The sequence below is a fragment of the Streptomyces sp. P17 genome (assembly GCF_032436805.1).
GTDB lineage: Bacteria > Actinomycetota > Actinomycetes > Streptomycetales > Streptomycetaceae > Streptomyces.
Genome location: NZ_JAVRBF010000040.1, coordinates 1 through 24,515, shown reverse-complemented (window position 1 = coordinate 24,515; position 24,515 = coordinate 1). Strand labels below are relative to the sequence as shown.

Annotated in this window: 28 protein-coding genes and 1 pseudogene; 15 read left to right on the top strand and 14 right to left on the bottom strand. The window is 71.1% G+C overall.

Going from position 1 to position 24,515, the window contains the following annotated elements:
• Window positions 1–24 precede the first annotated feature (24 nt).
• The gene (locus RMT89_RS24955; RefSeq protein ID WP_315886025.1) at window positions 25–507 is read right to left on the bottom strand and encodes a VOC family protein; all 483 of its coding nucleotides are present in this window, start codon (window positions 505–507) and stop codon (window positions 25–27) included.
• A gap of 131 nt (window positions 508–638) precedes the next feature.
• Here RMT89_RS24955 and RMT89_RS24950 point away from each other — a divergent pair.
• The 3 genes and pseudogenes from RMT89_RS24950 to RMT89_RS24940 all read left to right on the top strand — a co-directional run bounded on the left by RMT89_RS24950 (window position 639) and on the right by RMT89_RS24940 (window position 2,793).
• Window positions 639–1,439, top strand: a pseudogene (locus RMT89_RS24950) (epoxide hydrolase N-terminal domain-containing protein).
• Between the two features lie 110 nt (window positions 1,440–1,549).
• Window positions 1,550–2,188 carry an ATP-dependent Clp protease proteolytic subunit gene (locus RMT89_RS24945; RefSeq protein WP_315886024.1) on the top strand — a complete coding sequence of 213 codons (639 nt, stop codon included), beginning with the start codon at window positions 1,550–1,552 and terminating at the stop codon, window positions 2,186–2,188.
• Between the two features lie 2 nt (window positions 2,189–2,190).
• Window positions 2,191–2,793: an ATP-dependent Clp protease proteolytic subunit gene (locus RMT89_RS24940; RefSeq protein ID WP_315886023.1), complete on the top strand. Its 603-nt coding sequence runs from the start codon at window positions 2,191–2,193 to the stop codon at window positions 2,791–2,793.
• Window positions 2,794–2,811: 18 nt separating this feature from the next.
• On the opposite strand, the gene RMT89_RS24935 is transcribed toward RMT89_RS24940, so the two are convergent.
• The 3 genes from RMT89_RS24935 to RMT89_RS24925 form a co-directional block, all read right to left on the bottom strand.
• Window positions 2,812–3,216, bottom strand: a complete 405-nt coding sequence (locus RMT89_RS24935) for a helix-turn-helix transcriptional regulator (RefSeq protein ID WP_315886022.1) — start codon at window positions 3,214–3,216, stop codon at window positions 2,812–2,814.
• A gap of 97 nt (window positions 3,217–3,313) precedes the next feature.
• A complete protein-coding gene (locus RMT89_RS24930; RefSeq protein ID WP_315886021.1) occupies window positions 3,314–3,766 on the bottom strand; it encodes an ATP-binding protein in 453 nt (150 codons plus the stop codon).
• Window positions 3,767–3,864: 98 nt separating this feature from the next.
• Window positions 3,865–5,100: a DUF6777 domain-containing protein gene (locus RMT89_RS24925; RefSeq protein WP_315886020.1), complete on the bottom strand. Its 1,236-nt coding sequence runs from the start codon at window positions 5,098–5,100 to the stop codon at window positions 3,865–3,867.
• 160 nt (window positions 5,101–5,260) lie between these two features.
• Between RMT89_RS24925 and RMT89_RS24920 the strand changes: the two genes are divergently transcribed.
• Complete coding sequence (locus tag RMT89_RS24920; RefSeq protein ID WP_315886019.1) at window positions 5,261–6,514, top strand: streptophobe family protein; 1,254 nt, start codon at window positions 5,261–5,263, stop codon at window positions 6,512–6,514.
• A 36-nt stretch (window positions 6,515–6,550) separates the two neighbouring features.
• Here the strand turns inward: RMT89_RS24920 and RMT89_RS24915 are convergent, their stop codons facing one another.
• Genes RMT89_RS24915 through RMT89_RS24900 form a run of 4 tightly spaced genes read right to left on the bottom strand, consistent with a single transcriptional unit; the run spans window position 6,551 to window position 10,934 of the window.
• On the bottom strand, window positions 6,551–7,558 hold the full coding sequence (locus tag RMT89_RS24915) for a serine/threonine-protein kinase (RefSeq protein ID WP_315886018.1): 1,008 nt from the start codon (window positions 7,556–7,558) through the stop codon (window positions 6,551–6,553).
• Entirely contained in the window at window positions 7,548–8,126 is a 579-nt protein-coding gene (locus RMT89_RS24910) for a hypothetical protein (protein ID WP_315886017.1), read from the bottom strand. Before RMT89_RS24910 ends, RMT89_RS24915 begins: the two co-directional genes overlap by 11 nt.
• Window positions 8,127–8,137: 11 nt before the next feature.
• A complete protein-coding gene (locus tag RMT89_RS24905; protein WP_315886016.1) occupies window positions 8,138–10,477 on the bottom strand; it encodes an FHA domain-containing protein in 2,340 nt (779 codons plus the stop codon).
• A 46-nt stretch (window positions 10,478–10,523) separates the two neighbouring features.
• Complete coding sequence (locus RMT89_RS24900; RefSeq protein WP_315886015.1) at window positions 10,524–10,934, bottom strand: hypothetical protein; 411 nt, start codon at window positions 10,932–10,934, stop codon at window positions 10,524–10,526.
• A 243-nt stretch (window positions 10,935–11,177) separates the two neighbouring features.
• On the opposite strand from RMT89_RS24900, the gene RMT89_RS24895 reads away from it, so the two are divergent.
• Window positions 11,178–11,465 carry a DUF1905 domain-containing protein gene (locus RMT89_RS24895; RefSeq protein WP_315886014.1) on the top strand — a complete coding sequence of 96 codons (288 nt, stop codon included), beginning with the start codon at window positions 11,178–11,180 and terminating at the stop codon, window positions 11,463–11,465.
• A 30-nt stretch (window positions 11,466–11,495) separates the two neighbouring features.
• Here the strand turns inward: RMT89_RS24895 and mgrA are convergent, their stop codons facing one another.
• Complete coding sequence (mgrA, locus tag RMT89_RS24890; protein ID WP_315886013.1) at window positions 11,496–12,488, bottom strand: L-glyceraldehyde 3-phosphate reductase; 993 nt, start codon at window positions 12,486–12,488, stop codon at window positions 11,496–11,498.
• Between the two features lie 127 nt (window positions 12,489–12,615).
• On the opposite strand from mgrA, the gene RMT89_RS24885 reads away from it, so the two are divergent.
• Both RMT89_RS24885 and RMT89_RS24880 read left to right on the top strand, forming a co-directional pair.
• The gene (locus tag RMT89_RS24885; RefSeq protein WP_315886012.1) at window positions 12,616–13,503 is read left to right on the top strand and encodes a LysR substrate-binding domain-containing protein; all 888 of its coding nucleotides are present in this window, start codon (window positions 12,616–12,618) and stop codon (window positions 13,501–13,503) included.
• 27 nt (window positions 13,504–13,530) lie between these two features.
• A complete protein-coding gene (locus RMT89_RS24880; protein WP_315886011.1) occupies window positions 13,531–14,040 on the top strand; it encodes a mycothiol transferase in 510 nt (169 codons plus the stop codon).
• On the opposite strand, the gene RMT89_RS24875 is transcribed toward RMT89_RS24880, so the two are convergent.
• Window positions 14,028–15,101, bottom strand: coding sequence for an adenosine deaminase (locus RMT89_RS24875; RefSeq protein ID WP_315886010.1), 1,074 nt, complete (start codon window positions 15,099–15,101; stop codon window positions 14,028–14,030). The two genes, RMT89_RS24880 and RMT89_RS24875, sit on opposite strands and share 13 nt — an antisense overlap.
• Before the next feature lie 45 nt (window positions 15,102–15,146).
• Complete coding sequence (locus RMT89_RS24870; RefSeq protein ID WP_315886009.1) at window positions 15,147–15,533, bottom strand: VOC family protein; 387 nt, start codon at window positions 15,531–15,533, stop codon at window positions 15,147–15,149.
• 142 nt (window positions 15,534–15,675) lie between these two features.
• Here RMT89_RS24870 and RMT89_RS24865 point away from each other — a divergent pair, with 142 nt between their 5' ends.
• A complete protein-coding gene (locus RMT89_RS24865) occupies window positions 15,676–16,134 on the top strand; it encodes a pyridoxamine 5'-phosphate oxidase family protein (RefSeq protein WP_315886008.1) in 459 nt (152 codons plus the stop codon).
• 122 nt (window positions 16,135–16,256) lie between these two features.
• Window positions 16,257–17,243: a sphingomyelin phosphodiesterase gene (sph, locus tag RMT89_RS24860; protein ID WP_315886007.1), complete on the top strand. Its 987-nt coding sequence runs from the start codon at window positions 16,257–16,259 to the stop codon at window positions 17,241–17,243.
• A gap of 16 nt (window positions 17,244–17,259) precedes the next feature.
• Here sph and RMT89_RS24855 read toward each other — a convergent pair whose 3' ends face one another.
• The 3 genes from RMT89_RS24855 to ssuE are packed head-to-tail and all read right to left on the bottom strand — an operon-like array spanning window position 17,260 to window position 19,869.
• On the bottom strand, window positions 17,260–18,255 hold the full coding sequence (locus RMT89_RS24855) for an LLM class flavin-dependent oxidoreductase (RefSeq protein WP_315886006.1): 996 nt from the start codon (window positions 18,253–18,255) through the stop codon (window positions 17,260–17,262).
• Entirely contained in the window at window positions 18,174–19,337 is a 1,164-nt protein-coding gene (locus tag RMT89_RS24850) for an LLM class flavin-dependent oxidoreductase (RefSeq protein WP_315886005.1), read from the bottom strand. The genes RMT89_RS24855 and RMT89_RS24850 overlap by 82 nt, the downstream gene beginning before the upstream one ends.
• 37 nt (window positions 19,338–19,374) lie before the next feature.
• Complete coding sequence (gene ssuE / locus RMT89_RS24845) at window positions 19,375–19,869, bottom strand: NADPH-dependent FMN reductase (protein WP_315886075.1); 495 nt, start codon at window positions 19,867–19,869, stop codon at window positions 19,375–19,377.
• Window positions 19,870–20,413: 544 nt separating this feature from the next.
• Between ssuE and RMT89_RS24840 the strand changes: the two genes are divergently transcribed.
• From RMT89_RS24840 to RMT89_RS24820, 6 genes are all read left to right on the top strand, one after another.
• Entirely contained in the window at window positions 20,414–20,728 is a 315-nt protein-coding gene (locus RMT89_RS24840; protein WP_399498479.1) for a hypothetical protein, read from the top strand.
• Window positions 20,729–20,955: 227 nt separating this feature from the next.
• A complete protein-coding gene (locus RMT89_RS24835; protein WP_315886004.1) occupies window positions 20,956–21,477 on the top strand; it encodes a winged helix-turn-helix domain-containing protein in 522 nt (173 codons plus the stop codon).
• Between the two features lie 13 nt (window positions 21,478–21,490).
• Window positions 21,491–22,711, top strand: coding sequence for an acyl-CoA dehydrogenase family protein (locus RMT89_RS24830; protein ID WP_315886003.1), 1,221 nt, complete (start codon window positions 21,491–21,493; stop codon window positions 22,709–22,711).
• A gap of 124 nt (window positions 22,712–22,835) precedes the next feature.
• Window positions 22,836–22,949 carry a putative leader peptide gene (locus RMT89_RS46045; RefSeq protein ID WP_399498478.1) on the top strand — a complete coding sequence of 38 codons (114 nt, stop codon included), beginning with the start codon at window positions 22,836–22,838 and terminating at the stop codon, window positions 22,947–22,949.
• A gap of 116 nt (window positions 22,950–23,065) precedes the next feature.
• Window positions 23,066–24,172, top strand: a complete 1,107-nt coding sequence (locus tag RMT89_RS24825; protein WP_315886002.1) for an ABC transporter substrate-binding protein — start codon at window positions 23,066–23,068, stop codon at window positions 24,170–24,172.
• 32 nt (window positions 24,173–24,204) lie between these two features.
• Window positions 24,205–24,515 (top strand): ATP-binding cassette domain-containing protein (locus RMT89_RS24820; protein WP_315886001.1); only part of this gene is annotated, 311 nt, incomplete at its 3' end.

Genomic DNA, 24,515 nt, shown 5'->3' with positions numbered 1-24,515 from the left:
TTCAAAACACCCCCTAGCACAGGCTCACTCGCCCGCGTGCGCCTTCTCGAGGGCCGCGATGTCGAGCTTGCCCATGCCGAGCATCGCCTGGGTCGCGCGCGCCGCCTTCTCCGGGTCCGGGTCGGTCATCATGGCGTCGAGGCTGTCCGGGATGACCTGCCAGGACACGCCGTACTTGTCCTTGAGCCAGCCGCAGGGGCCGGGCTCGCCGCCGCCCTCGGTGAGCTTGGTCCAGTAGTAGTCGATCTCCTCCTGGTTCTCGCAGGAGATCATGAAGGAGACCGCCTCGTTGAACTTGAACTCGGGGCCGCCGTTGAGCGCGAGGAACTTGTGGCCGTTGGCCGTGAATTCCACGGTCAGCACGGTGCCGGCGGGGCGAGGGGCGCCCTCCGGGTAGCGGGCCACCTTGCCGACGCTGGAATTCTTGAACACCGAGACGTAGTAGTGGGCGGCTTCCTCGGCCTCGTTGTCGAACCAGAGACACGTGGTGAAACCGTTGCCGGCCATGGTTACCTCCTGGGGCGTGGAACGCGGTCACCTGTACCGACCGATCCTCGCGCCGGAACTCATCGGCGGGGCGGCCGATTGATCCAGATGGGCCGTACCCCGTCCGGCCTGGCATCGGAACCATGACTTCGATGCCCGCCGCCGACGGCATCCGGCCTTTCCGTTTCGACGTCCCCCAGAGCGACCTCGACGATCTCCACCGTCGGCTCGACCTCACCCGCTGGTCGTACGGTGTCCTGCGCGACTACCTCCGGGACCTGGTACGGCACTGGCGGCAGGCGTACGGCTGGCGCGCGGCCGACGGCCGGCCGGGCTCCGTCGTCGAGTTCCTGGATGTCCTCGGGCTGCTCGCCGACCCGGTCGCGCACGGGGGCGATCCGGCCGACGCCTTCCATGTCGTCGTGCCGGGCAGCGGTTCGGGGCGCAGGGCGGGGACTGGGGCGCGGCGATCACCCGCGAGCTGGGCGCCCACCCCGACCTGCTGATCGGCGGGCACCTCAACCTGCTGCCGGGCGCGCACGCGACCACCGAGCCGACGCGGGAGGAGCTGGACGCGCTCGGCCCCGTCGAGCGGGAGCGGATGCTGAACTGGCGTGGATCGTCGAGAAGTTCAGGGAGTGGACGGACTCGGCACAGCTGCCGGCGGAGGCCGTGGGCCGGGACCGGCTGCTCACCAACGTGATGCTGTACTGGCCTGGCGGGGACGGCGGGTTCGGCCTCCCGCATCTACAACGAGCGGGCTCACGACCCGAGTTGGGCGGCCAAGCCAGGCCGAGCCGCAACTGCCCTTGCGGCACAAGGCGGACCGGACCGAGAACATCGTGAGGTGGACCGAGTTCGACCGGGGCGGGCACTTCGCGGCGATGGAGGAGCCGGACCTGCTGGTGGACGACGTACGGGCCTTCTTCCGGCAGTTGCGCGAGAAGGGCTGAGAGAACGCTCTGCCCTCGGCGAATCTGCCGCGGGCAGAGAAATCCCCGCCCGACCGGGTCCGCGGTCAACAGTGGAGTCGACGGCATCCACGCCACGACGAGGAGATCCCATGACTTCACTCACCGCGTTCGCTCCACGGGCGGAGGAGGGCGACACCCCGCCCACCCGGTTCGACGACCAGTTGGCCGCCCAGTTGCTCGGCCAGCGGATCGTGCTGCTGGGCACCCAGGTCGACGAGGTCTCCGCCAACCGGGTCTGCGCGCAGTTGCTGATCCTGTCGGCCGAGGACCCGCGCACCGACATCAGCCTGTACATCAACAGCCCGGGCGGCTCGGTGCACGCCGGCCTCGCCATCTACGACACCATGCGGCTGATCCCCAACGACGTCTCGACTCTCGCCATGGGCTTCGCGGCCAGCATGGGCCAGTTCCTGCTGAGCGTCGGCACCGCGGGCAAGCGATTCGCCCTGCCGAACGCGCGGATCATGATGCACCAGCCGTCGGCCGGGATCGGCGGAACCACCGCGGACATCGAGATCCAGGCGGAGAACCTGGAGCACACCAAGCGCACCATCGAGGGGATCACGGCCGAGCACACCGGCCAGAGCCCGGAGACGATCTCCCGGGACGGCGACCGGGACCGCTGGTTCACGGCCGAGGAGGCCAAGGAGTACGGCATGGTCGACCGGGTGGTGGAGTCGCTGACCGACGTCCGCCCGGCCGCCTCGAAGCGACGGATGGGGCTGTAGTCATGGGGAGTTACACGATTCCGAACGTCATCGAGCGCACCCCGCAGGGCGAGCGGTCCTTCGATGTGTTCAGCCGGCTGCTGAACGAGCGGATCATCTTCATCGGTACGGAGATCGACGACGGGGTGGCCAATGTCGTCATCGCGCAACTCCTCCATCTGGAGTCGGCGGCGCCCGAGAACGAGATCGCGATCTACCTCAACTCCCCGGGCGGCTCGTTCACTTCGCTGATGGCCATCTACGACACGATGACCTACGTCCAGGCGCCGATCTCCACGGTCTGCGTCGGACAGGCGGCCTCCACGGCGGCCGTACTGCTGGCCGGCGGGGATCCCGGGCGGCGGTCGGTGCTGGAGCACGCGCGCGTGCTGCTCGGGCAGCCGGCCAGCGGCGGACGGCAGGGCACGGTCTCCGATCTGGCGCTCCAGGCCAAGGAGATGGTCCGCATCCGCGCCCAGGTCGAGGAGGTGCTGGCCCGGCACACCCATCACGACGTGACGACGCTGCGCGCCGACATGGATCGCGACAAGGTGTTCACCGCCGAGGAGGCCGTGGCGTACGGCCTGGCCGACCAGGTGGTGAGCCGGCGCCTCGTCGGGGTGTGAGGCGCCGGGACGGCGGGGTCAGGCGGCCAGGCAGAGTCCGTCGTACGACGAACCTGCCGTGCCGCGGCTCCGGACCGGGCTGTGGCGGCTGGTGAGCCGGATCAGCTCGCCCTGGGCCCGGGACAGCAGGTCGCCGAGGCCCAGTCCGAGGGCGTGGGCGGCGGCCGCGAGGACCTCCGAGGAGGCCTCCTTGCGGCCGCGCTCCACCTCGGAGAGGTAGGGCATCGAGATCCGGGCGGCGTCGGCCACGTCCTTCAGGGTGCGCTCCTGGGCGAGGCGCTCGCGCCGCAGGACGTCACCGACCAGGTGGCGCCAGAGGGGTTCTCTGGGCGCGGGTGCGGCGGACTGCGGGCGCGCGGGCTCCTGGCGCGCGGGCGGGCGCAGCGGGATGACGCGGGCTTGGTTCGGCGCTTGGTTGCTCACCCTCCCAGCCTAGGAGCCCGGGCCGCGGCGGGAAGGGATCAGCGTTCCGCCCTGGGGGAAATCGCCAGGGGCGAACAGGGAGTTGGCCCCGCTCCGGTCACTCGTCGCTCAGCCTCAGCACCGCGCGGACCCGCTTGCCGACCGGGACCCGCTCCACGGCGACCTCCGCCGCCAGCGCGTGCACTATCTCCAGGCCGTGCCGGCCGACGCGCTCGGGATCCCGGGGGAAGCGCCGGGGCAGCGCGGCGCTGCTGTCGTAGACGGACACCGCCACCCGGGCGTCGGTGCCCTCCAGGTCCAGGATGTAGGGGCCGTTGCTGTGCCGGTCGGCGTTGGTGACCAGCTCGCTGACGACCAGGAGCACCTCTTCGTGGGTCCGGTCGTCGATGGCTGCGCACCATTCGGTGCGCAGGCGGCCGAGGAAGAGGGAGGCGAAGGACCGCGCCTCGGCGATGCACCCCGGTTCACCGCTGTAGTGGGTCGCCCGTCGGAGCGGCTCCACGGGCACGTCGAAACCAGTCGGAATCACTGCCCCGTTGTGTTCGATCATGCGTTTCTCTCTCGGGAAGCCGGACCGGCCGGACACTGCTGCACCAGTGCTCGTACCCAGTGCCGCGCCCGGCATCCCCCGCTCCGGAGCCCGGTGCGTCACATCGCAGGCGACAGCGGGCTCAGGCCCGTGGAGAGCGACTGGTTCGCCGTGGCGGTCGTGTCGGACGCGAGCGGCACCTCGGGCGTGCTCGTCGCCGGGGACTCCGGCTCCGTCGTGGGCTCGGAGGTCGGGGTGTCCGAGGTCGGCGGCACGATCTGGCCGGAGGGCGTCTTCGAGCTCGGCGGGCAGGTGGTCTCCGTGCCGGTGGGCGTCGCCGGACAGGGCGTCGTGGTGCCGGGGGACGGCGATGTCGTGGGCGGCTTGGTCACCGACGGGGAGGGCTGGTGGGCGGGCGGATCCGTCTTCTGGTCCTTGCCACCGGTGTCGCCGGGGCGCCGCTCGAACCAGTCGCCGCGCTCGGGGTCGTAGACCACGAAGACGTTGATGACGACGGTGGCGGGCGCGACCACGACGACGTTCGAGGACTTGTACGACGGCCAGGAGTCGCCGGTGGTCCTCGGCGCGGTCCGCTGGGCGACCGGCTCGGTCAGCGGGTTGCCGCAGGCGCAGCGCACCCGGGGCACTCCGCGGTCGTCGACGAGGACGGCGGTGCCGGTCTGCAGGACGGCCTGGTAGCTGGTGGCGTTGCCGTCGCGGTAGCCGTGGTTGGTGACGCGGGTGTCCATGCGCAGTTGCACGGGGGTGAGGCCGCGCAGGTAGGCCGGGACGCCGGAGGGGTCGACGCCGGCGACGGAGGCGAACGCCCTGTTCTTCGCCGGGTCCGCCTGGAGCGCCTTGATCTGCTTCTCCACGTCGCAGCTGGCGACGTTGCGGGTGCCGCCGTACAGGCCCGGCGCCGCGCCGTCGACACCGCGGACGGCGTTGCCGGTGGCGGTCTCGGTGGCCGGGGAGGGGGTGACCGGCGGGGCGGAGCTGTCCGTCGCGGTGGACTCGGTGAAGGGGTCGGGGCCGGTCTTTCCGGCGGCCTGGAGGAAGACCTCGCCGTTCGAGCCGGAGCCGCCGCCGTCACCACGGCTGAAGACGAGGGCGAGCACCACGGCCGCGACCACCACGGTGGCGAGCGTGGCGACCCGGGGAACGGACCGCCACCAGGGGTGATGGGGTTCCGGCCGCGGGGGGACTCCGCCGCCGCCGGTGTCCGGGGGTTGACCGCCACCGCCGCTGCCGCCGGGCGGCTGCGAGGGCGGCCCGGAGGGCGGTTGCGTGGGACCGGACAGGGGGCCCGAGGGGGGTCCTGTGGGTCGGCCGGAGGACGGAGGTTCGGCGCTCACGAGCCCTTCTTCCCGATATGGGCGTCTCGCGGCTTTCATTCCAATCGCCGCTCTTTTCCATATCGTGACCATTGTGTGCTCCGGCCCCGTGCGGTGCGCAAGCCGACGCGGACGGCCCTCCCGGCAGGCGGGCGGCGCGGGTCCTGCTTAGCGTGGCAGGGTGAGCGCGCGCACCCCCTCCGACCAGGCAGTGGCCCGTCACGGCTGGCCGCAGGCCCTCCTCGCCGTGCTGGCCGGACTGGTCGCCATGGGGATCGTCGCCGCGCTGGGACTGTGGGCGGCTGGCGCGACCGGCCTTCCGGACAACGCCTTCCCTCGGGTCGTCGCCGCGACCGTGGTGACCGCCGTCGGTGGCACCGTCGAGATGTCGGGCGACGCCGGCGGCCTCGCCGAGTCCGCGGCCGACCTCACCGTGATCCCGCTGTCCGTCACCCTCGTCGGCGCGCTGATGATCGCCGCCGGCTTCCTGCGGCCGCTGCGGCACCGGGCGGTCACCGGCGCGCGTGAGCTGGCCGGGTGGGCCGGCCGGATCGCCGCGCTGTGGCTGCTGGCGCTGCTCGGTCTGGCCCTGGCCGCCCGTCAGACCTTCACCATCTCCCTCGGCGACGACACCCTCGGTGACCTGGGCGACCTGTTCGGCGTGACACCGAAGGCGGGCTTTCGCACGGATGTGCCGCTCACCGTGTTCTTCGGACTGCTGTGGCTGGCGGGCGTCCTGATCCTGGCTCTGCTGGTGTCCCGCGGAGCTCCCCTGCCGGCCCGGCTGCTGCGCTTCCAGAAGTCGGTGCGCCCGGCCGCGTATGCCATGGTCCTGCTGCTGCTCGCCCACGTCGCTCTGGGCGTGGTGATCGGTGTGATCGTCGCCGCGACGCGCGGCCATGCTCAGGAGACCCTCGCCGTGCTCCTGCTCGGCCTGCCGAACCTGGTGTGGCTGGCCTTCACCATCGGCCTCGGCGCCACGTGGGAGGGCAGGGTCGAGGGACCGTTCGGCCTGCCGATGCCGCAAGTCCTGGACGAGGTGTTGCGCGGCTCGGACACCGCCACCCTGAACCTGAGCGCGCTCGCCGAGCGCGACAGCCGGGTGTGGTGGCTGGTGGCCGTCGAGGCGGTGCTCGTCCTGGGGGCCGCGTTCGTGATGGCGGCCCGCTCCCCACGCCGGATGCGCGCCTGGCAGCACGCGGTGCACATGGCGGTGGCGCTGGCCCTGACGGTGCTGATGATCTGCCTGGTCGGCCGGACCTCGGCGCACTACGGCCTGTCCGTCCTCGGCATCGGCGACCTGGGCGGCGATCTGGGCGGTGAGCTGCTGCTGGATCCGCAGGTGTGGGGTGCACTGGGTTTCGCGCTGCTGTGGGGGCTGGTGGCGGGGTTCCTAGGGGGCCTCATGGCCAGACCCGTGCAGCGGCAGCCCTGAGGACGGGGCTGTATCGGGGTGCGACGCGCGTGGGCGCTACCAGCCCGCACGGCCCCGCGGAACCACCACCGGCTCAGCCCACCGCGGCGGCGCCTTGGGCCCCTCCGCCGCCCGGTCCGCCACGACCTTCGTGTCCACCTGGGTGGCCGGATGACCGGCACCCGGCGTTCCGCGCAAGGCGGCCCGCAGTGCCGCGACGAACGCCAGACACGACTCGTACCGGTCGTCAGGACTCTTGGCCAGCGCCTTGGCGAACACCGGGTCGACCTGCGCGGGAAGATCCGGCCGCGCCGACGTCAGCGGCGGCGGCTCGTCGTACTGATGCGCCCACAGCAGCGCCATGTCGTCGTCCCGCCGGAAGGGCGGCCGCCCCGTCAGGCACTCATGGACGACACAGGCGAAGCCGTACACATCGCAGCGCGCGTCGACCGGCTTGCCGGAGATCTGCTCCGGCGCCACATAGTCGAGCGTGCCGACGAACTGGCCGACGGTGGTGAACCCGGTCAGGGACAGCGACTTCTTCGTCAGTCCGAAGTCGGTCAGATAGGCGTGCTCGGGGTGATCGCTGTCCGTACCACGGGCGACCAGGATGTTGCCGGGTTTCACGTCCCGGTGGACCAGCCCGTGTTCATGCGCCGCGTCCAGCGCGGAGGCGACCTGCGCGGCGATCCGCACGGCCGTCGGGGGCGCCAACGGGCCCTGGCGGTCCAGCAGATGACGCAGGTCGCTGCCGGCGACATAGCGCATGGCGATGTACAGCACGCCGTCCGTCTCGCCCGCCTCGAAGACCGGCACGATGTGCGGGTGGTCGATCGCGGCGGCGGCCCGGGACTCGTGGGTGAAGCGGCGGCGGAAGGTGTCGTTGCGGGCGAGTTCGGGGGCGAGCAGCTTGAGCGCGACGGCGCGGTCCAGGCGCAGGTCGCGGGCGCGGTAGACGACGGCCATGCCGCCGCGGCCGATCTCCTGCTCGATGCGGTAGCCGGCCACCTGCCTGCCGATCAGCTCGGAGGGGCTGCCGGAGAAGAGGCTCGTCTCACGGGCCATCCGGGGTCACCACCTGCGTGGCGGCGGGGCCGTCCGGGGCCACCACCTGTGTGGCTGCGTGGCCGGGGTCCGCGGCGGCGGCGCGGGGTGCCTCGTCCGTGGCGAACGTGCTCAGCCGCAGCCCGTCGGCGTAGACCCAGCGCCCGTGCTCGGAGTCGTACAGCCACACATGCTCGCCCTCGACGACCACGCCGATCCGCAGGCCGTGTGTGCGGTCGCGGAAGGACTCGCCGTCCAGCCCGCCGGCCGCGAGGTCCTCCAGCGCGGCCCGGTAGCGGGCCAGGTGCTGTTCGGCGCGGGTGAGGTGGGGACGGGGGTCGGCGGTGCGGGCCAGGGCGGCGTCGGGGGTGGGCGGGTCCTGGGGTACGGCGACCAGGTGACGGCCGTCGACCCAGGCGGACCAGCCGTTGGCGCACAGGACGTGGCCCCAGTCACCGCGCCGTTCGAGCATCTGTACCGGCAGCAGCGGGTCGAGGGGCACCGTGGGCCGGGCCGGGTCGGGGGCCTCCCAGGCGGGCATCCCGTGGGCGGGGACGACGTGGGTGGGCCGGAATCCGGGTGTCGCCATGGGCCTCGCGCCTACTTCCGCATCACGACGGGTTCCTGGCGGCGCAGCAGCCGGGAGACCACGTAGCCGAAGAGCACCGACAGGACGAGCAGCATGGCGATGTTGAGCAGCCACACGCCCGCCGAGTGGCCGAACAGCGGGTCGCCGGTGAGATCGCCGGGGACGATCCGCGCCAGGTCGACGGTGCCGGCCATCGCGCCGAGTGCCCAGCGCGAGGGCACCAGCCAGGCGAGCTGCTCCAGGCCGGGCACACCGTCGAGTTTCAGCAGGGCGCCGCAGAACACCACTTGGACGATGGCGAGCAGCACCAGCAGCGGCATCGTCACCTCTTCCTTGCGCACCAGCGCGGAGACCAGCAGACCGAGCATCATCGCGGTGAAGGCCAGCAGGGCGACGGCGATGATGATTTCGACCAGGGGCGACATCAACACACCCTCGCCGCCTGGAGCGTTGAGGTCCACGCCGAGCAGGGCGACCAGTGTCAGCACCACGGCCTGGAGCACGGTGATGGTGCCGAGGACGACGACCTTCGACATCAGGTACGCCGATCTGGACAGGCCGACGGCGCGTTCCCGTCGGTAGATCACGCGTTCCTTGACCAGTTCCCGGACGGCGTTCGCGGCGCCCGTGAGGACCGCGCCGACGCACAGGATGAGCAGCGCGTTCAGCGCGGTGTCCCGGGTCAGGGCGCTGCCTGCCAGGGCGCGGGCCATGGCGCCCATCACGAACGGCAGGGCGATCATGATGGCGAGGAAGGTGCGGTCGGCGCTGAGCGCGGCCGTGTAGCGGCGGATCAGGGTGCCGAGCTGGGCGCCGCGGCTGCGCGGCCGGCGTGGCGGGGTGATGACGACCGGTCCGGAGCGGGGCAGCCGCGGCTGTGCGGTGGCGTCGGCGACGTACCGGTGGTGCAGGGGTGAGGTGGTGTAGTCGCCGGCCCAGTCGCGGTCCTGGTCGCGTTCGAAGGCCTCGAAGGCCTCCGGCCACTGGTCGAAGCCGAAGTAGGCGAGGGCGTCGTCGGGCGGGCCGTAGTAGGCGATCCGGCCGCCGGGGGCGAGGACCAGGAGGCGGTCGCAGACGTCGAGGCTGAGGACGCTGTGGGTGACGACGATGACGGTGCGGCCGTCGTCGGCGAGGTCCCGCAGCATGTGCATCACCGAGCGGTCCATGCCGGGGTCGAGCCCTGAGGTCGGTTCGTCGAGGAAGAGCAGGGAGGGCTTGGTCAGCAGCTCCAGGGCCACGCTGACGCGCTTGCGCTGGCCGCCGGACAGGCTGTGCACGGGCTGTCCGGCGCGCTGCTCCAGGCCGAGTTCGCCGATGACCTCGTCGACCCGGGCCCGGCGTTCGGCCTTGGCGGTGTCCTGCGGGAAGCGGAGTTCGGCGGCGTAGGACAGGGCGCTGCGGACGGTCAGCTGGGAGTGCAGGATGTCGTCCTGCGGGACCAGGCCGATGCGCTGGCGCAGCTCGGCGTAGTCGCGGTAGAGGTCGCGGCCGTCGTAGACGACGGTGCCGTGGTCGGCGGGCCGCTGTCCGGTGAGGGCGTTGAGGAGGGTGGACTTTCCGGCGCCGCTCGGTCCGACCACCGCGAGCAGGCACTTCTCCCCCACCGGGAAGGACACGCGGTCGAGGAGGGTCTTGCGGCCGTGGTCGACGGCGACGGTGAGGTCCTGCACCTCCAGGGAGATCTCACCGGTGTCGACGTACTCCTGGAGCTCGTCGCCGACCAGGCAGAACGCCGAGTGTCCGATGCCGATGACATCGCCGGGCAGGACGGGGGCGGCGGTGATGGGGCCGCCGTTGAGGAAGGTGCCGTTGTGGCTGCCCAGGTCGGCGATCTCGTGGCCGCCGTCGGGCAGGGCGCGCAGCTCGGCGTGGTGGCGGGAGACGACGAGGTCGTCGAGGACGAGGTCGTTGTCGGCGGCGCGGCCGATGCGGACGGTACGGGTGGGCAGCGGCCGTACGCTGGTCGGCTGCCGGAAGGTGCCGGTCTGCGCGGGCATCGAGACGGCCGAGGGGCGCTCGGGGCCGGGTTCGGGGCGGTCGAGGAGGACGGCGCGGGGGCCGTCGGCGGGGTTGCCGAAGCGGATCACGGTGCCGGGGCCCACGCCCCGTTCGTGGATGCGGTGGCCGTCGGTGTAGGTGCCGTTGGTGCTGTTCTCGTCCTCAAGCGTCCAGTGGTCGGCCTCGGGGTGCAGGACCGCGTGGTGCCAGGAGACGCGGGCGTCGTCGATGACGATGTCGCACAGCGGGTCGCGTCCGACGTGGTAGTCGCGGCTCGGGGTCATCACGGTGGAGCCCGACTCGGTCTCCATCACGAGTACGGGCGCAGTCGGTGCGAGCGGTCGCTCCGCCATGCCAGAATTCTACCGATTAGCACTCCTATGCGCCTGGCGCGGCGGGTCAGGCGACCGGTACGGCCAGGGCGGGGATGGTCCGCTGCATACGCAGGGCGTCGATGGACTCGGCGAGCAGTTCGTACTCGGTGGTGTCGTCACTGGTGGCGATGCGCACCAGCCGTCCTGCGGCCAACTGCTCGGCCACGAGCTCCTGTTGGGCGGCGTCGCCGCACCAGGCCCGCAGCACGCCGGGCACGTCGGGCACGGTGGCGGCGACCGGGACGAGGGCGCTCGGCGGGAAGTGCTCGGCGTCGGGGTGGGGGTCTAATCGCTCCGCGATCCAGGAGGCACGGTCGCGCAGCCACCACAGGGCGAGGGCGAGGGTGGGTGCCCGGTAGGTGCCGAGCGGTACCCCGATGCGCCGGCCGCCGCAGGTGCCGTACGCGGTGACATGGCAAAGGAATTCGTCGTGCACGTCTCACTCCCCCGTGGTGCTGTCGCCGGTGGGGCGGGCCTCGCTTTCCGTGCGGCTCAGTGCTGTGCGTGATCGACTCTTCGCTCCGCGTGAAGCGCCCTCTGCAGTTGAGTATGTTCACTACTGAAACACTGTCACCATGACTTTCCGGCCAGTCTCCTGGCATATTCACCGAGATCGTTGGCCGAAACGTGACGGGATCGCGTCAAGCACGGCATGAACGAAAGGCGAGTGGAGGACATCATGGGCACAGCCGGAAATGTGGACGTGCAATTCACCGCCGTCCTGCGCAAGCGGCCCGAGAGGGGAAGCTGGACCTACGTCGTCTGGCCGGAGTCGGTCGCCTTCTTCGGCACCCGGGGCCTGGTCAAGGTCCGTGGCACGATCGACGGCCACCCTTTCCACAGCTCCTTCATGGCCCTCGGGGACGGCACCCACATGCTGCCCGTGAAGGCGGAGGTGCGGCGGGCGATCGGCAAGGAGGAGGGCGACACGGTGACCGTGAGGCTGGAGGAGCGGCTGAGCCCGTGACGAGCCCAGCCGCTCAGGGGAACATCCGTCTCAGGCCTTGGCGACCTCGTCGATGCGGGCCAGCTCCTCCGCGTCGAAGTGCAGGTTGCCGACCGCTGCCACGCTGTCCTCCAGCTGCTGCGGGCTGCTCGCGCCGACCAGGGCCGAGGTCACCCGGCCGCCGCGCAGGACCCAGGCCAGGGCCATCTGGGCGAGGGTCTGGCCGCGGCCCTTGGCGATGTCGGCGAGGGTGCGCAGCCGGGTGACCAGGTCCTCGGTGAGGGCCTCGGAGTTGAGGAACGGGCTGTCGCTCGCGGCTCGGGAGTCCTCCGGGATGCCGTTCAGATAACGGCCCGTCAGCAGACCCTGCTCCAGCGGGGAGTAGGCGATGGAGCCGATGCGCAGCTCGTCGAGGGCGTCGAGGAGACCCTCCTCCTCCGGACGGCGGTCGAGCATGGAGTAGCGCGGCTGGTGGATCAGGAGCGGGGTGCCCAGCTCACCGAGGATGCGCGCGGCCTCCCGGGTCTGCTCCGGGGAGTAGTTGGAGATGCCGACGTAGAGCGCCTTGCCCTGCTGGACGGCCGAGTGCAGCGCGCCCATCGTCTCCTCCAGCGGAGTCTCCGGGTCCGGGCGGTGCGAGTAGAAGATGTCGACGTAGTCCAGGCCCATCCGCGCAAGGCTCTGGTCCAGTGAGGACAGCAGGTACTTGCGGGAGCCCCACTCGCCGTACGGGCCGGACCACATCAGGTATCCGGCCTTGGTGGAGATGACGAGTTCGTCGCGGTACGGCGCGAAGTCCGCCGTCAGCGCCTCGCCCAGCGCCGACTCGGCGGAGCCGGGCGGCGGGCCGTAGTTGTTGGCCAGGTCGAAGTGCGTGACGCCGAGGTCGAAGGCGCGGCGCAGGATGGCCCGCTGGGTCTCGACCGGGCGGTCCGGACCGAAGTTGTGCCACAGACCGAGCGAGAGGGCGGGGAGCTTGAGACCGCTGCGTCCGGTGCGCCGGTAGGGCATGTCCGCGTAGCGGTCGGGGTGTGCGGTGTACAACGCGACTCCAGAGGGGTGGGCACGGTGGAACCAGGTTCCCTGAAAACCGGTGTCCACTCTTTCGTGACCTGTGGGCATCGGTCCAACAGAAGAATCCGATGGAATTCAGCGGATACGCTTCTCAGTCATGGAACTGCGCCATCTCCAGCACTTCGTCGCGGTCGCCGAGGACCAGCATTTCACCCGGGCCGCCGAGCGGCTCATGGTGTCCCAGTCGGGACTCTCGGCCTCGATCCGCTCACTGGAACGGGAGCTCCAGACCCCGCTGTTCGTCCGTACGACGCGCAGCGTGACGCTCACCCCGGCCGGGCGGGCGCTGCTGGGCGAGGCGGAGCGGATCCTTGCGCAGGTGCGGTCGGCCCATGAGGCGGTGGCCGCGGTGCAGGGCGTGCTGCGGGGGATGCTGGCGCTGGGGTCGGAGCAGTGCATCGCCGGCGTGCATGTGGCGGGGCTGCTCGCGGCCTTCCGGCGGGAGCATCCGGATGTGGAGATCTGTCTGCGCCAGGCGGGCTCGGGGGCGCTGGCGGAGGAGGTCGCGGCCGGCCGCCTCGATCTGGCCTTCGCCGTGCGTACGGCGCAGGAGGACACCGACCAGCTGCGCGCCGTACCACTGACCAGTGAGCCCATGACGGTGCTGTGCCACCCCGGTCACCGGCTCGCGGCAGCCGGGGCCGCGGTCACTCCGGAGGAGCTGGGCGGCGAGGTGTTCGTCGACTTCCACCCGGACTGGGGGCCGCGCCGCACCACCGACGCGGCGTTCGCCGCCGCGGGCGTACGGCGGGCGGTCGCCCTGGAGGTCAACGACGTGCACAGCCTCCTGGACCTGGTGGACGAGAACCTCGGCATCGCCGTCGTACCGCGCCACTTCCGGCACAAACGGGAGTCACTGACCGCGCTGCCCGTGAAGGGCACCGGCGAGCGGGTCTACGAGACGGTGGCCCTGCTGCCGCCCGCGCAGGCCACGAGCCCGGCGGCGCGGGCGCTGATGGAGTTGCTGGACATCGAGGGCGCGTGACGGCCGGCTTTGCGCGAAGGTGGAGCCATGCATGCCAAGGACATCCTCATCGACGGTTTCAGCCGCATCCAGGAAGAAGTCCACGCCACCGTCGAGGGCCTCGGCCCCGACGACCTGCACGCCCGGCCAGGACCGGACGCCAACTCCATTGCCTGGCTCGTCTGGCATCTCACCCGCGTCCAGGACGACCACATCGCCGACGCCTTCGGGCTCGACCAGGTGTGGCTCACCCAGGACTTCCAGAAGACCTTCGGACTCGACCTGCCCCGCCACGACACCGGCTACGGGCACACCGCCGCGAAGGTCGCGAAGGTGAAGGTCGCGTCGGGTGACCTGCTGACCGGGTACTACGACGCCGTCCACGCCCAGAGCCTCGGGGCGCTGCGCGAGCTGGCCGCCAAGGATCTGGAGCGCATCGTCGACGAGCGCTGGGACCCGCCGGTCAGCCTGGGCGTACGGCTGGTCAGCGTCCTGTCCGACGATCTCCAGCACATCGGACAGGCCGCCTATGTCCGCGGGCTGCTTCAGAGCGCGTAGCCCGGCAGGACGACGTCCTCGATGAGGGCCTTGCGCTCGTCGAACGGGATGAAGGCGCTCTTCAGGGCGTTCACCGTGACCGTGCGCAGGTCCTCCACCGTCCAGCCGGCCTGCTCGGCCAGCAGGGACATCTCACGCGTCATCGTCGTGCCCGACACCAGACGGTTGTCGGTGTTGAGGGTGACGCGGAAGCCCAGGTCCTTCAGGGCGGTGATGGGGTGCTCGGCTATGGAGGTGGCGGCACCGGTCTGGAGGTTGGAGGTCGGGCACATCTCCAGGGCGATCCGGCGGTCACGGACCCAGCCGGCGAGGCGGCCGAGCTTGCCGGCCGCGAGGTCGGGGATGTCGTCGGTGATGCGCACACCGTGCCCGAGACGCTGGGCGCCGCAGATCTGGAGCGCCTGGTGGATGCTGGACAGGCCGTCGGCCTCACCGGCGTGGATGGTGAAGGGCACGTTCTCGCGGCGCAGGTGCTCGAAGGCGGCCAGATGGTCGGCGGCGGGGAAGCCGGCCTCGGCGCCGGCGATGTCGAAGCCGACGACACCGGCGTCACGGAAGGCGACGGCCAGGTCGGCGGCCTCGCGCACCCGGTCGAACATCCGCATGCCGCACAGCAGGGTGCCGACGCGGACCGGGGTACCGGCCGCGGCCGCCTTCGCCATTCCGGCCGCCAGGCCCTCCTGGACCGTCTCCACGACCTCGGCGAGCGTGAGACCGCCGTTGGTGTTCAGCTCGGGGGCGTAGCGGACCTCGGCGTAGACGACACCGTCGGCGGCCAGGTCGAGCACGTACTCCTCGGCGGTGCGCAGCAGGCCCTCGCGGGTCTGCATCACGGCGAGGGTGTGCTCGAAGGTGGCGATGTAGCGGACCAGGTCGCCGGAGTTCGCGGCCTCGAAGTACCAGGCGGCGAGCTCGTCGGGGTCGGTGGTGGGCAGGGTGTGGCCGACCTCGGCCGCGAGCTCGATCACGGTGGCGGGGCGCAGGCCGCCGTCGAGGTGGTCGTGCAGGACGGCCTTGGGGAGGCGACGGATCACATCGGTGTCTACGCGCGTAGCGGTCATGGCGGGTCTTTCCTTGGGCGGGGCGGTTCGGAGCGGCGGTGGAGGTCAGCCGGCGGGCTGGAGCAGGTCCCAGCGGTTTCCGTACAGGTCCCGGAAGACGGCGACCGAGCCGTAGGGCTCGTGGCGCGGCTCCTCCAGGAAGGTCACGCCCGCGGCGAGCATCCGGGCGTGGTCGCGGGCGAAGTCGTCGGTGTGCAGGAAGAAGCCGACGCGCCCGCCGGTCTGGTCGCCGACCCGGGCGGCCTGGGAGTCACCCTTGGCGCGGGCGAGAACCAGTCCGGTCCCCTGGTCGCCGGGCACCACGACGACCCAGCGGGAGCCGTCCGGGCGGGGGCTGTCCTCGACGAGCCGGAACCCGAGGGCCTCGGTGTAGAAGCGGATCGCCTCGTCGTAGTCGTCGACGACGAGGGTGACCAGGGCGACGCGTCTCATCGGTGCCTTTCGGGACGTGCGAATGACGGGAGAGGTTATACGTAAAACCCACCTCGCGCCAGTCCGCGCGGTACGGCTGGTTCCACAGGCCTGGGACCACGGCCCGAGGTGCCCCCGCCCGGCGATCGGTAGCGTCCCCGCCATGATGATCAACGACGCGATCCGCACTCCGGAACAGCGCAGGCGCGAGGTGCTCGAACGACTGGACCGGGAGGTCGACATCTGGGTCGCCACGGCGGACGCCGAGGGGCTGCCGTGTCTCGTGGCGCTCTGGTTCGTCTGGGACGGCGAGGCACTGTGGCTGTCGACCCGTGCCACCAATCCCACGGGCCGCAATCTGCGCGACGGCGGTCGCACCCGGCTGGCGCTCGGGGACACGCGCGACGTCGTCCTGATCGACGGCGAGACGGAGGCGTTCACGGCCGGGGAGGTGCCGGCCGCGGCGGCGGAGGCGTTCCTGGCGAAGACCGGGTGGGACCCGCGCGCGGAGCGCGCGCCGTACGCCTTCTTCCGGGTGCGCCCGCTGGCGGTGCAGGCCTGGCACGAGCCGCGGGAGCTGCCGCAGCGGCATCTGATGCGAAACGGAACCTGGCTTGTCTAGACAGGTTCGGCGCGTGTACCGCCGTAGGCCATCCGATTCCCCCAAACTGGTTACCTGACAGTAATCCCTGATGGTTTGATGTGCGACGCCACTCAAGACCCCTTCCATCACAGGGAGAACCAGTGACGTTTTCCGCACAGCGCCGTGCACAGGGATCGGCCGTGCTCGCCCTCTCGCTCGCCGTGGCGGGTCTCGCCGGCGCGACGCCCACCGCGTCGGCCGCCGACCGGACGCCGGCGCTGAAGGTGTTGTCGTACAACGTCTTTCTGTTCAGCAAGAGCCTCTACCCCAACTGGGGGCAGGACCATCGCGCCGCCGAGATCGTCAAGACGCCGTTCTTCCAGGGCAACGACGTGGTGGTGATCCAGGAGGCGTTCGACAACTCCTCCTCGGACGCGCTGAAGTCGGCCGCCGCGGGCGCCTATCCGTACCAGACGCCCGTGGTCGGCCGGAGCAAGACCGGCTGGGACGCCACCGGCGGGGCGTACTCGGCGACGACGCCGGAGGACGGCGGCGTCACGGTCCTCAGCAAGTGGCCGGTCCTGCGCCAGGAGCAGTACGTCTACAAGGACGCGTGCGGCGCGGACTGGTGGTCCAACAAGGGCTTCGCGTACGTCGTGCTGAATGTGAACGGCACCAAGGTGCATGTGGTCGGCACACACACCCAGTCGACGGATCCGGGGTGCGACGCCGGTGAGGCGGCGGCCATGCGCAGCCGCCAGTTCAAGACGATCGACGCGTTCCTGGACGCCAAGAGCATCCCGGCGAACGAGCAGGTGATCGTCGCCGGCGACCTGAACGTCGACTCGCGCACCGCGGAGTACAACTCGATGCTCGCCGACGGCGGCCTGGTCGGCGCCGACGCCCGCACCGGGCACCCGTACTCCTTCGACACGCAGGACAACTCCATAGCCCGCGACCGCTACCCTGACGACCCGCGCGAGGACCTGGACTACGTCCTGCAGCGCGCGGGCCATGCCCGTCCCGCCGTGTGGAAGAACGACGTCGTCAAGGAGCAGAGCGCGCCCTGGACGGTGTCGAGCTGGGGCACCGAGTACACGTACACGAATCTGTCGGACCACTACCCGGTGACCGGCTCCGCGGGCTGATCAGGGTGGGCACGGTTCAGCGCCGTGCCCACTCCACCGCGAGCAGACGGTACGAGCGCACCCGGTCCGTGTGTTCGTGGTTCATCGTGGTGATGAGCAACTCGTCGGCCCCGGTGGCCTCCTGGAGCTGTTCGAGCTGGTCGGCGACGCGGCCGGGCGAGCCCACGAACTGGGTGTCGACGCGGTCCTGGACGAGCGCCCGGTCCGCGTCGGTCCAGTCGTGGGCGCGGGCCTCCTTCAGGGTCGGGTACTCGATCGCGCCCTCGGCCGTGCGGATGCTACGGACCCACAGGCCGTAGCCCTCGGCGAGTTCGCGGGCCGTCTCGTCGTCCTCGGCGACGACGACATCCGCCGAGACGCTCACATACGGGGTGTCGAGGAACTCCGACGGCTGGAAGAAGGCCCGGTAGCCGTCCACGGCTTCGAGGACGGTGGCCGGGCTGACGTGGTAGTTCGCGGCGAAGCGCAGCCCCCGGGCGCCGGCGACCGCGGCGCTCTGGCCGCCGCTGCTGCCCAGGATCCACACCTCGACGTCCGCGCCCTCGCCCGGCACGGCGTGTGCCTCGATGCCGTCCGGGGAGCGGTAGGTGCCCGCGAGCGGGGCCAGCACGTCGTCGATCTGCTCGGCGTAGTCCTGGGACTCGGCGTTCGGCAGCATCAGGAGCTTGCGCTGGAGGGCGATCCTCGGGGAGCCCAGCAGATGCTGGGGGTTGAAGAGGGGCGGGATGAGCAGGCCGTTCGCAGGGGATCGGGGCGGGGCTTGTGCGGGTTGCCCCGGTGGGCGTCCGCCGGAGCGGCCGAGGCCCAGGTCGAGGCGGCCGGGGTGCAGGGCGTCGATCAGGCCGAACTCCTCGACCGTGGACAGGGCCGTGCGGTGGCCGAGTTGGACGGCACCGGAGCCGGGGCGGATGGTGGAGGTGGCGGAGGCGGTCAGGGACGCCTCGTGCTCCCTGCGGTGGAGAAGGGGATCGGGGTCCGGGCGGCCGCCTCGGTCCGGAAGGGGTGGCTCCACAGGCCGCGTGACGCGAGCCGGGGCAGGACGCCCTCGCCGAACCAGTACGTCTCCTCCAGATGCGGATAGCCGGAGAGCACGAACTCGTCGATGCCCAGCCGGTGGTACTCCGCGATCCGGTCGGCGACCTCGTCGTGGCTGCCGACCAGGGCGGTGCCCGCGCCGCCGCGCACCAGGCCGATGCCGGCCCACAGGTTCGGGGCTGTCTCCAGGTCGTCGCGGCTGCCGCCGTGCAGGGCGAGCATGCGCCGCTGGCCCTCGGACTCGCTGCGGGCGAGCCCGGCCTGCACGGTTCGCACGGTCTCCGGGTCGAAGCCGTCGAGGAGCCGTCGGGCCTCGGCCCACGCCTGCTCGGCGGTGTCGCGGGTGATGACGTGCAGCCGGATACCGAAGCGGAGCGCACGGCCTTGCTGTGCGGCCAGGCCCCGGATCCAGGCGATCTTCTCGGCGACCTGGGCGGGCGGTTCGCCCCAGGTCAGATAGACGTCGGCATACCGGGCGGCGATCTCCCCGGCAACCGGCGAGGAGCCGCCGAAGTACACCTCGGGCACGGGGTCGGGCACCCGGGCCAACCGGGCGCCCTCCACGCGCAGATGTTCGCCCTGGAGGTCCACGGACTTGCCGTCCCACAACTGCCGGACGACGTCCAGGAATTCGCCGGTACGGCGGTAGCGGGCGTCCTTGTCGAGGAAGTCGCCGTACGCCCGCTGCTCCTGGCCCTCGCCGCCGGTGACGACGTTCAGCAGCAGCCGTCCGCCGGTCTGCCGCTGGAAGGTGGACGCCATCTGCGCGGCCAGGGTGGGTGAGACGAAGCCGGGGCGGAAGGCGACCAGGAACTTCAGCCGCTCGGTGTGCCGGCTGACCATCGCGGTGGTCAGCCAGGCGTCCTCGCACCAGGCGCCGGTGGGCGTGAGCGCGCCGGTGAAGCCGAGGTCCTCCGCGGCGCGGGCGATCTGGCTCAGATAGGCGACCGTCGGGGGCCGGTCCTGTCCGGAGGCGGTGGCGGGGGTGCCGTGGCCGCCTCCGACGACGTGCCGGCTGTCGCCGTTGGTGGGCAGGAACCAGTGGAACGTGAGGGTCACGGGGTCTCCGATCGGGGTCGTGCGGTGGGGCGGGTGCTCAGCCGGCGGCGGCGAGCGCGGGGCGGCCGCCGAGGGCGAGGGAGAACTGGTCGGTGACCTGGGCCAGGGCCTCGGCGGAGCCCGGTGCGACGGTCAGCGTTCCGTCGTCGCCGACGGTGATGTCCTTGTCCAACGTGAACCAGCCCGGGGTGATGTGCGCGGGACCCATGGAGTTCAGGACGGGGCGCAGGGCGTAGTCGATGGCGAGGACGTGGGCGGTGGTGCCGCCGGTGGCCAGCGGCAGCACGGTCTTGCCCGCGAGGGCGTACTGCGGAAGCAGGTCGAGCAGGGCCTTCAGCAGGCCGGAGTAGGCGGCCTTGTAGACGGGCGTGCCGATCACGACCCCGTCCGCCCGCTCGAACAGGGCGGTGGTCTCGACGATCGCCGGGTGGCGGAAGTCGGCTCCGAGGAGTGCCTCGGCGGGGAGGGTGCGGACGTCCAGCGGTATCACCTGGTGGCCGTGGGCGGTGAGGCGGTCGTCCGGGTGGCGCAGCGCCGGAGCGCGGGGTGGTTTCGGAACCGTCGTGGGTGGCGGCGATGCCGAGGAAGTCCACGGGCATGACAGGGGGCCTTTCGGAGACGAGCGCACGCGGGCATGGGTGACAGGCCGTCAGACGGAGGACGGGTCGATGGTGCGGGCGTGACGACGCCGGGCGTCGGAAGAAAGAGAGGTGCTGCGGCAGCGCGCGTGGGAAGAGAACTCGGCCCGCGACGGGGTCACCGAGGGAGGGAAGGGCCGGTCAGACGGCCCGCTGCCGCGTCAGGCGCAACACGCCGCGGACCACACTCGACCGAAGTCGATGTGGTCGCGTGAGACCAGGCGCGGCTGGGGGTTCATGCGAACCAATTGAGCAGGGCATCCAGCTTTTCGTCAAGCGGCGCTCGGAGGCCGGACCACCTCGACGGGCCGCGAGGGGCGTGGTTGACGCGGGCTCGGCGCAGGCCCGTACGATCGTTTTCCCGTGCCGCGTTGAGGGACGCGGCGCGTGTGACGACACCGGGCGGATCACTCCCAACGCCCCCCGGAGCGCCTCCTGATGGTCACCCCTTCCGAAGTCTCCCCCGCCCTCGACGCACCGCCGTCAAAGCGGTCCGGCACCGGCGACGACGACCCGCGCATCGTCCCGCGCCGGCACCTCGGCCGCTGGGTGACCGCTGCCGCCGCACTGCTCGTGTTCGCGATGGTGGTCAACTCCGTCGTCCGCAACCGGGCGTTCCAGTGGGATGTGGTGGCCCGGCACTTCACCACCGCCGCCGTGCTCGACGGGCTGCTGCTCACCCTGTGGCCTACCGGTGTGGGCCAGTTCTACGTCGAGCGCCGCTACGCGCGCGGCTCCGCGACGCAGCCCTGACAGCAGGCTTCTCTACTTTTCCTATCGAGTTACTAGGAAAGCATTGACGGGGCTCGTACCCGTTGCGCAGGATGGTGACCATGCCCCACACGCAGCAACGACTCGTACGTCGTCGGCATGTCGACTTTGGTCACGTCGTCAGTGCCGCCTGCTGTCGCGCGTAAGGCACGCATCGCGCGTTGCCACTCCGCTCCTTCTCTCTTCGACTCCTCTGAAGGACGAACGCCATGACCACGGCACTTCCCACCACCCCTGTGTCCGATGTGCGCCATCTGCGCCTGGTGGACGACATTCCGCAGGACACCGCACCCGGTTCCCCGCCACTCGTCGGCTACCTCGTGATGGTGCCCGAGGGCACCGACCCCGCCGAGCTCTTCGCCCGCGCCGGGGTGCACCCGGTGGCACCTCCCGTCCGGCGGAGGGAGGACGACGACGTCCGCATCGATCCCGCACGGCATGTCGCGGAGGTCGACGGACGCGAACTCGACCTCACCTACCTGGAGTTCGAGCTGCTGGCGCATCTCGTCCGCCATCCCCAGCACGTGCATACACGCGAGCGGCTGATGGCGGAGATCTGGGGCTACGACCACGTCGGTGACGGCCGCACCGTGGACGTCCACATCGCGCGGCTGCGCCGCAAGCTCGGCAAGGCCTACCGGGACCGGATCGTCACAGTGCGCAGCGTGGGCTACAAGTACGTGCCCGGCCGGCAAGTCGGCTCCGACGCCGCACTCCGCGGCCGGCCTTGAGGAGAGCACTTCGATGGGCGTCGCCCCTGCCCCGTCCCGGCCCACCCCGCCGGCCGCACCCGACCGTGCGCACTGGCTGCGGGTCACCCGTGAAACGGCGGACGACCTGGCCACGGACGCGGTGGCCAGGGAGCAGGCAGGCAAGGCGCCCTTCGACGAGCTGTCCCGCCTGCGCGAAGCGGGACTGCTGACGCTCCTCGTCCCGGTCGAGCGCGGAGGCGGCGGCGCGGACTGGCCCACGGCCTACGCGGTCATCCGGGAGCTCGCCGCATCAGACGGCGCCATCGGTCAACTGCTCGGCTGTCACTACGTCTTGTCGTGGACCGCCCGGCTCTTCGCCGAGCCGGCGCTCGCCGCGCGGATCGAGCAGCGATCGGCGGCCGAGCAGTGGTGCTGGGGCGGTGGCATCGCCCGCCAGGAGCCGCGGCTGACGCTGGTGACCTCGGGCGACGGATATGTGCTCAACGGCCGGCAGAGCTACACCACCGGTGTGCTCGTCGCCGACCGGCTGACGGTACGAGCGGTGCGCGCCGACACCGGCGAACCGCTCGCCGTCGTCGCCGACCCCACGCGCCGGGGCGTACGGATCGACGACGACTCCGACCCCTTCGGCCAGCGGCTCGCCGCCGGTGGCAGCGTGGAGTTCGACGGCGTCCGCGTGGACGCCGACGAAGTGCTCGGCTCCCTCTCCGTCGACGAGGACGTCCTGTCCCCCGCGACCTCACTGGCCGCGCCGCTGGGGCGGCTCGTCTCGGTCCAGCTCCGTCTCGGCATCGCGGAAGGAATGCTGGCCGAGGCCCGTGAATACAGCAGGACAGGCCCCTCCCCCTGGCACCCGGAGTGGCCGGTCGGCTCACCCCAGGACCCACAGACACTGACCGAGTACGGCGAACTCACCGTCCTCACCCGCGCCGCCTCCGCACTCGCCACCGAGGCGCTGACGGCCCTGGACAGCGGACTGCACCGCGGAGCGGACCTCACCTACGACGAGTGCGCCGAGATCTCGGTCCTGGTGGCCGTCGCCGAAGCCGCCGCTACCAAGGCCGCGCACGAATCCACCGCCCGCGCCCCGGGCATCATCGGCACCCGCTCCACGTCCTCACGCCTGGGCCTCGACCGCTTCTGGCGCAACGCCCGCACCCATACCCTGCACGAGCCGGTGGTCCACCGGCTCCGCGACGTGGGGGACTACTTCCTCAACGGCGAGCATCCGCCGTTCACACTGCCGGTCTAGGCGACCGGGCGTCAGCCTGATCCCGAAATGCAAGATCAGGCCGTCCAGCATACGAACACCCTATTGGGGTGGCGGCCGACTTCTGCCACGATCCCTAGCAACCAGGTAGGAAAACTAGGAATCGATGGGGGTGGCCATGGGATCGTCCGTCCGCGCAGAGCTTTCGCTGCCCCTTCTGACCTCCCGCCGCCACATCGACCTTCGTCGTACGTCGAGCGCCATCTGTCGGCCTGTCTGAGCCCGTTCGCCGGCCTGCCGGTCTCCCCGCACCGCCCTTCAGCAACACCCGCGCCTGCCCGGGCGCGGGTGCGTGCCGCGTACCCCTGATCCACCGAATCCCGAGAGGACACCTCCGTGTCTGCCGCAAGACCGCTCACCATCCTGCGCACCCTCGCCGCCATAGCCGCGCTCCCCCTCCTGCTCACCGCCTGCGGTTACGGCTCGGAGTCCACCGACGACGACAAGCAGGCCCAGGTCGCGGCGGACGCCGAGAAGCTCTCTGCCGACGAGGTGCGCATCGGCTACTTCCCGAACCTCACGCACGCCACGGCCCTGGTGGGTGTTGAGGAGGGCATCTTCCAGAAGGAGCTCGGCGGCACCACGATCAAGTCCTCCACCTTCAACGCCGGCCCCTCCGAGATCGAGGCCCTCAACTCCGGGTCCATCGACATCGGTTGGATCGGCCCCTCCCCCGCCATCAACGGCTACACCAAGGCGGACGGCAAGAACCTGCGGATCATCTCCGGCTCGGCGTCCGGCGGGGTGAAGCTCGTCGTCAACCCCGGCAAGATCACGTCTGTGAAGGACGTCAAGGGCAAGAAGATCGCCACCCCGCAGCTCGGCAACACCCAGGACGTGGCCTTCCTCAACTGGGTCGCCGAGCAGGGCTGGAAGGTGGACGCGCAGAGCGGCGAAGGTGACGTCTCCGTCGTCCGCACCGACAACAAGGTGACCCCTGACGCCTACAAGTCCGGCTCCATCGACGGCGCCTGGGTGCCGGAGCCGACCGCGTCCAAGCTGGTCGCCGAGGGCGCCAAGGTGCTGCTGGACGAGGCCGACCTGTGGCCGGACAAGAAGTTCGTGATCACGAACATCATCGTCCGGCAGGACTTCCTCGACAAGCACCCGGACATCGTCGAGGCCGTCCTGCGCGGCTCGGTGAAGACCAACGAGTGGATCAACGCCAACCCGGACAAGGCCAAGGCGTCCGCCAACAAGGCCCTGGAGCAGGAGTCCGGCAAGGCGCTGCCCGCCGAGGTCATCGACCCGGCCTGGAAGTCGATCACGTTCCTCGACGACCCGCTGGCCGCGACCCTCGACACCGAGGCCGAGCACGCGGTGAAGGCCGGTCTGCTCGAAGAGCCCGACCTCGACGGCATCTACGACCTCGCTCCCCTCAACAAGGTCCTCAAGGCCGAGGGCAAGGACGAGGTCGACGACGCCGGCCTCGGCGTCAAGTAGCGGACCCGATACGTTCCCAGGAGGTGACGACCATGGCCACCACGATCGCCAAGGCTGCCGACAGCGGCACAGCGAACGCGTACGCCACACGCATCGAGCATGTCTCGAAGTCCTTCGCCGGCCCCGCCGGACAACAACTCGTCCTCGACGACATCACCCTCGATGTCGCGCCCGGCGAGTTCGTCACCCTCCTGGGAGCCTCGGGCTGCGGCAAGTCGACCCTGCTCAACCTGGTCGCCGGGCTGGACGAGCCCAGCGCGGGTGCCATCACGACCGACGGGCGCCCGGCGCTGATGTTCCAGGAGCACGCCCTGTTCCCGTGGCTGACCGCGGGCAAGAACAT

Coding starts and splice junctions, on each gene's coding strand:
- RMT89_RS24940 (WP_315886023.1), top strand. CDS start 2,191: ATGGGGAGTTACACGATTCCGAACGTCATCGAGCGCACCCCGCAGGGC.
- RMT89_RS24955 (WP_315886025.1), bottom strand. CDS start 507: ATGGCCGGCAACGGTTTCACCACGTGTCTCTGGTTCGACAACGAGGCC.
- RMT89_RS24880 (WP_315886011.1), top strand. CDS start 13,531: ATGCATGCCAAGGACATCCTCATCGACGGTTTCAGCCGCATCCAGGAA.
- RMT89_RS24915 (WP_315886018.1), bottom strand. CDS start 7,558: ATGGCCCGTGAGACGAGCCTCTTCTCCGGCAGCCCCTCCGAGCTGATC.
- RMT89_RS24840 (WP_399498479.1), top strand. CDS start 20,414: ATGGTCACCCCTTCCGAAGTCTCCCCCGCCCTCGACGCACCGCCGTCA.
- RMT89_RS46045 (WP_399498478.1), top strand. CDS start 22,836: ATGGGGGTGGCCATGGGATCGTCCGTCCGCGCAGAGCTTTCGCTGCCC.
- RMT89_RS24910 (WP_315886017.1), bottom strand. CDS start 8,126: ATGGCGACACCCGGATTCCGGCCCACCCACGTCGTCCCCGCCCACGGG.
- RMT89_RS24875 (WP_315886010.1), bottom strand. CDS start 15,101: ATGACCGCTACGCGCGTAGACACCGATGTGATCCGTCGCCTCCCCAAG.
- RMT89_RS24835 (WP_315886004.1), top strand. CDS start 20,956: ATGACCACGGCACTTCCCACCACCCCTGTGTCCGATGTGCGCCATCTG.
- RMT89_RS24870 (WP_315886009.1), bottom strand. CDS start 15,533: ATGAGACGCGTCGCCCTGGTCACCCTCGTCGTCGACGACTACGACGAG.
- RMT89_RS24885 (WP_315886012.1), top strand. CDS start 12,616: ATGGAACTGCGCCATCTCCAGCACTTCGTCGCGGTCGCCGAGGACCAG.
- RMT89_RS24895 (WP_315886014.1), top strand. CDS start 11,178: ATGGGCACAGCCGGAAATGTGGACGTGCAATTCACCGCCGTCCTGCGC.
- RMT89_RS24905 (WP_315886016.1), bottom strand. CDS start 10,477: ATGGCGGAGCGACCGCTCGCACCGACTGCGCCCGTACTCGTGATGGAG.
- RMT89_RS24930 (WP_315886021.1), bottom strand. CDS start 3,766: ATGATCGAACACAACGGGGCAGTGATTCCGACTGGTTTCGACGTGCCC.
- RMT89_RS24865 (WP_315886008.1), top strand. CDS start 15,676: ATGATGATCAACGACGCGATCCGCACTCCGGAACAGCGCAGGCGCGAG.
- RMT89_RS24830 (WP_315886003.1), top strand. CDS start 21,491: ATGGGCGTCGCCCCTGCCCCGTCCCGGCCCACCCCGCCGGCCGCACCC.
- RMT89_RS24945 (WP_315886024.1), top strand. CDS start 1,550: ATGACTTCACTCACCGCGTTCGCTCCACGGGCGGAGGAGGGCGACACC.